4 protein-coding genes and 1 pseudogene are annotated in these 4630 nt (G+C 58.9%); all 5 read left to right on the top strand.

Annotated elements, in window-relative coordinates; translation table 11 throughout:
• A partial coding sequence (locus AS026_RS09560; RefSeq protein WP_425349779.1) for a Dyp-type peroxidase occupies positions 1-1590 on the top strand: 1590 nt, incomplete at its 5' end.
• A gap of 81 nt (positions 1591-1671) precedes the next feature.
• Positions 1672-2769 carry an endonuclease/exonuclease/phosphatase family protein gene (locus AS026_RS09555; protein ID WP_062369543.1) on the top strand — a complete coding sequence of 366 codons (1098 nt, stop codon included), beginning with the start codon at positions 1672-1674 and terminating at the stop codon, positions 2767-2769.
• Positions 2770-2787: 18 nt separating this feature from the next.
• On the top strand, positions 2788-3819 hold the full coding sequence (locus tag AS026_RS09550; protein WP_245307409.1) for a heparin lyase I family protein: 1032 nt from the start codon (positions 2788-2790) through the stop codon (positions 3817-3819).
• Positions 3820-3900: 81 nt separating this feature from the next.
• Positions 3901-4416 (top strand): LBP/BPI/CETP family protein, encoded by a 516-nt coding sequence (locus tag AS026_RS09545; protein ID WP_062369541.1) that lies wholly within the window; start codon positions 3901-3903, stop codon positions 4414-4416.
• A gap of 29 nt (positions 4417-4445) precedes the next feature.
• Positions 4446-4630, top strand: a pseudogene (locus tag AS026_RS09540) (hypothetical protein); the annotation flags it as partial.

Genomic DNA, 4630 nt, shown 5'->3' with positions numbered 1-4630 from the left:
AGGCCGGCGACGTTGATTGAAACCTTCGAGGTCCAGACGCTGCTATACGGCGGCTTGAGCAAACACCCTTATGCGAGATGTCTTGCGATCAAATTTTCCGACGACCCCAAACAGGCATGCGCCTGGCTAGAATCGATCGAGGACCAGATCACCTTCGGAGATCAACCCCCGGCCGACAAGGTGTTGATTTTCGCGCTGACGGCGGATGGCTTGAAACGCTTGGGCCTGCCTTCCGATGTCGGGGACTCCTTCCCGACCGCATTCCGCTTGGGGATGGGTTCGCCCGGCCGGGCCAACCTGCTTGCCGATACCGGCGATGACAAAGCCGGCACATGGCTGTGGGGCGGGCCGGAAAAAGCAATCGACGCGACGCTGCTGCTTTACGCAGATTCACAAACCACTCTTGTCTCATATGCCAGCGAGTTGAGCTCGGGCATCGATGCCGCCGGAGGAAAGGTGCTGCATCAGGTGACACCGACGCCATTGCCGAAGCCAAGGCCGGGTGAAACGGCAGCGCAAATGGTCAGGGAGCCCTTTGGCTTTGCCGATGGCATTTCGCAACCGATCATAAAGGGCACGCGGCGCTGGATGCGCCAGTCGGATGCCATCCATGCGGTCGAGCCAGGGGAATTCCTGCTCGGCTATCCCGACACGCGCGGCTTCTTCCCGCCATCGCCGCAGGTGCCGGCCGCGATGGACCCTGACAATCTTCTGCCGCTCGCCGATCCGAAGCATTCCCGCGGCGCTTTTCAGCCCGATTTCGCGACGAGCGGCGCGGCTGCCGCCCGTGACCTCGGGCGAAACGGGACTTTCCTGGTCATCCGCCAGCTTGCGCAATATGTCGATGACTTTAACGATTACGTCGACGACGCGGCTAAACGCTATGCCGGTCATCCCGCGGTTCCGGATCAACTCGATCCAGAGCTTTTGCCGGAATGGATCGGCGCCAAGATGGTCGGTCGCTGGAAGGATGGTTCCTCGCTGGTGCGCTACCCGCATGGTCCAGCAACGAGAAAGTACGATGGCGCAGCGTTTCGGCCCGACAACGATTTCCTGCCTGGGGCCGAGGATCCGCTCGGCGAGCGCTGTCCCTTCGGCGCTCACATTCGGCGGTCCAATCCTCGTGACAGTCTGGCGCCGGGCTCAAAGGATGAGCTTTCGATCGTCAATCGCCATCGCATCCTGCGCGTTGGACGAGGCTTTGACGCAGTTGGCGGTAGCGATCCGGAGGAACAAAAGCCCGGTCTCCTTTTCATGTGCCTCAATGCCGACATCGAACGTCAGTTCGAATTCGTTCAGCAGACCTGGGCCACAGCCTGGCAGTTTCACGGATTGGAAAACGAAGTCGATCCGATCACCGGTCGTGGGGGCGGCATGGGGCGGCTGACGATCCCATCGGCGCGCGGCCCGCTGAACCTGACGGGGATAAAGGATTTCGTGCGGGTGCGCGGTGGAGCCTACCTGTTCATGCCAAGCAGGAGTGCCGTTCGGTTCCTCGCCCGCATTGAGCAAGGACCCGACGCTGAAATGCCGCCCCCGCGCGAAGACAAGCTCAATGAAGAACGGTCGTTGCTGAGCACGAAAGACTGAGGGCAAAGCGTCCGACGACGTGCACCTTGCAGATGTGGATGGCGACATGCCGCGTGAATGACCAAGATCTCGGAGGGAAAAATGCTGGGACGTTTGATATGTGTAGCGCTTTTCGGAATGGCCGCGCCGATCCAGGCCGTGGCGGCGGATTTCACACTCGGCAACTGGAACATTCAAACGCTGGTCTACCCCGGCGACCCCAAGACCGTTTTTCCCGATGATCATATCCGCACGCAGCAGGATTACGCCGACCTCAGACACTGGCGTGACGCTGTATCCGCAGATGTCCTGTTTCTACAAGAGGTCACAAGCCCGTCTGCGCTGGACGCGGTTTTTCCAGTGGCCGAAGGTTGGGAGCATTGCATCAGTGGCCAATTTGCGGAAGCCGAGGGCCAGAATATCGCTCCAGTTTGTACCAAGAATGGCATGACCGCTGTCAAGCCGACGACTGCGACGCGCGTTCAATACCCGGCAGTGGCCTTGCGGCCGAACTCACAGCTGAAGATCATTTCTGCGGCAGATTATAAACCGCTCGATGTCACCTTTGACGACAACGGAACGATCCGCCGGATCCGGTGGGGCCTGGACGTCACGATCCAATCACCGGGCGGCTCGACGGTGCGGGTGCTTGATGTTCATCTCAAGAGTGGCTGCTTCGACGACTTTATCAGTTTCAAACTCTGGAACACTGATCCGGCAACTGGACAGCCAGCCAGCCGGGCATGCGATACCTTGGGACAGCAGATGTATCCGCTTCGCAAATGGATCGAGGCGCGCGAAACCGCGGGTGAAGCGTGGATGATTGTCGGTGACTTTAATCGCCGCCTCGACGCGCAGCCGGGTGCGATCCCCGATGAAGTTTGGATTGCACTGAGCGGCTATAGCGCCGACAAGACCGGTCACGACAGGGATCCGCGGTCGGATGCTCAACTCTTCCGGCAGCCCTATGAAAACATGTCGACATGTTGGCGCGAATTCCGCCAGCCGAACCCATCCGGCATCGCCAACCCCGACGACTATAACATTCTTCCCATCGAGTTCTTCCTCTACGGCACCCGGGCCGCAGCCATGATCGTGCCGGAATCGGAAAAGCAATTTCCCTGGCCCAACCCGACGCCGGGCGACAAGGTGCGCCTCTCCGATCACTGCCCCAGCAGTCTAGCCATCAAGATGAACTAGGAGGACCGGCCATTGAAAATGCAACTGAGTTATGCGCTGGCCGTCATGCTGATTGCGGGCGCTCCGAATGCGAATGCGGCGTCGCCGACCGTCCGAGACGAGTTCGATGCCACGAGCGTGTCCGACAACTGGTTTTCATGCGGTCGGGACGAAAACAGGTTCTCCTTCGGCAAAATCCCGGATGAGGCAAGGTCAGCGGCAACACAGATCGTCAGGGCGCTGCCGCAAAATAATGTGCTGGCCTTTGCCTGGCATCCCAAAGGATGCGCGCGTGAAGACGGCACCTACGATCGCGATGGCAGCGAACGCTCGGAACTGTGGGAAGCGGAGAAGGTTCTGGCGCCGATGGGCACCGACATTTGGTACCGTTTCGACATGTTCGTCGATGCAAGCATCACGCCGACCACAGGACGATTTGTGATCGGACAATGGAAACAAACAAACTCCCCGCAAGACGCTCCTATCCTTGCCCAGCGTTTCAACGGCCGAGCTTTCACCGTCTCCATCGAACAGGATAACGCCGATCCGAACCGTGACCCGAAGAACGTCCTTTGCCGCGTTTTCATCGCCTCGCAGGAGACCGCGCCGGTCGAACCCGGATTCGGCAATGCACATACGCTCGTCAAGCCGGCGCAACTCTTCTCGTTGATGAAAAACCAGATGCTGTCGGTCGGCCATGACGCCGAGGATCTCGCCCATGGAGCAGCCCCGTTGTCGCTCCCGGGCCTGACCGGCTGTGCGCAAGGGTTGTCGGTCACCCGCTATAATTCGCTACCCGATCCGTTCGGCAAATGGACGACGATGGTTTATCACCTGCGTCTGGTCTCCGACAAAACAGGTCTGATTGAAATCTGGGCTGACGGGAAAAAGATCTCCAAAACCGAGGGCGTTATCGGCTTTAAGCCCTTTCTCGCGAAGGAGCGCGAATATTTCAAATTCGGCTCATATCGCAACCACGCCGAGTTCGAAACGGTAACGCGCCTCGATCACTTCATCCGCAGCGAGCGGAAGGAGGATGTCGATCCAGACGGTACGCTCGCGCCGCCCTGACCGACGACGAACTGGCGCAGGGCCGTGGGCCATGCGCCAAGAACAAAAGCATATCCACGGATCGATGGAAGGAGAGTTAGCATGAACCCGCGAGGGCTGACGGCTATGGCCACACCGAACAAACCTGTATCGCCTGGACCATCCGGACTCTGGCGAGTTTTTCTCGTCACTTCCGTGTTGCTGGCCCTATCGTCGTCTGCGGAGGCCGGAAACGCCCTCGAGAATGCGATAGAGAAAGCCCAGCCTTGCCAGTCGCTAAAGGTAAAGACTGGGCTGTTCAGCATCGGTGTGGACAAATTCGAGAAAGTCGAAATCGAAGAATTCGCCGTCGACGTGAAAGGGGATCTTGCGACAGCAAGAGCCATAGGTTCACTGACTTGCCGCACATCGGACGCTGCGGCCCTGAAAGGTAACGTCTCGGCCCGACTTAGTTTCGACGCGGAAATGAACCTCACCACCTGCGTGGTGAGCCGCCGAGACATCAAGCTTCTTTCCGCTGGTGGGACATTCGGCGACGTCGTGAAGGCGCTTGGCGAGCAGATTTCTCAATCACTTGGCGATGGCCTGTCCAACGAGGCCAAGAAATTGTGCGAGTAGCACGTGCGACAGCAAGAGGGGAACGGTAAATGAGCGAAACATCTGCGGGAGATGCCGGAACGTTCCTAAAGGATCCAGTCGTCCGGCTTGCCCTCATTACTCTGGCGGGTCTTGTTCTAGCCCTATGGATCGCACGCGCGCCCACGAGCTATACCGGCAAGCTCCCGTTGATCGGCGACTATATTCCTCTCAAACTGAATGCCGTGTACTTCAT

The sequence above is a fragment of the Rhizobium altiplani genome (assembly GCF_001542405.1).
GTDB lineage: Bacteria > Pseudomonadota > Alphaproteobacteria > Rhizobiales > Rhizobiaceae > Rhizobium > Rhizobium altiplani.
This window is presented reverse-complemented; position numbering and strand designations above follow the sequence as displayed.

Coding starts and splice junctions, on each gene's coding strand:
- AS026_RS09555 (WP_062369543.1), top strand. CDS start 1,672: ATGCTGGGACGTTTGATATGTGTAGCGCTTTTCGGAATGGCCGCGCCG.
- AS026_RS09550 (WP_245307409.1), top strand. CDS start 2,788: ATGCAACTGAGTTATGCGCTGGCCGTCATGCTGATTGCGGGCGCTCCG.
- AS026_RS09545 (WP_062369541.1), top strand. CDS start 3,901: ATGAACCCGCGAGGGCTGACGGCTATGGCCACACCGAACAAACCTGTA.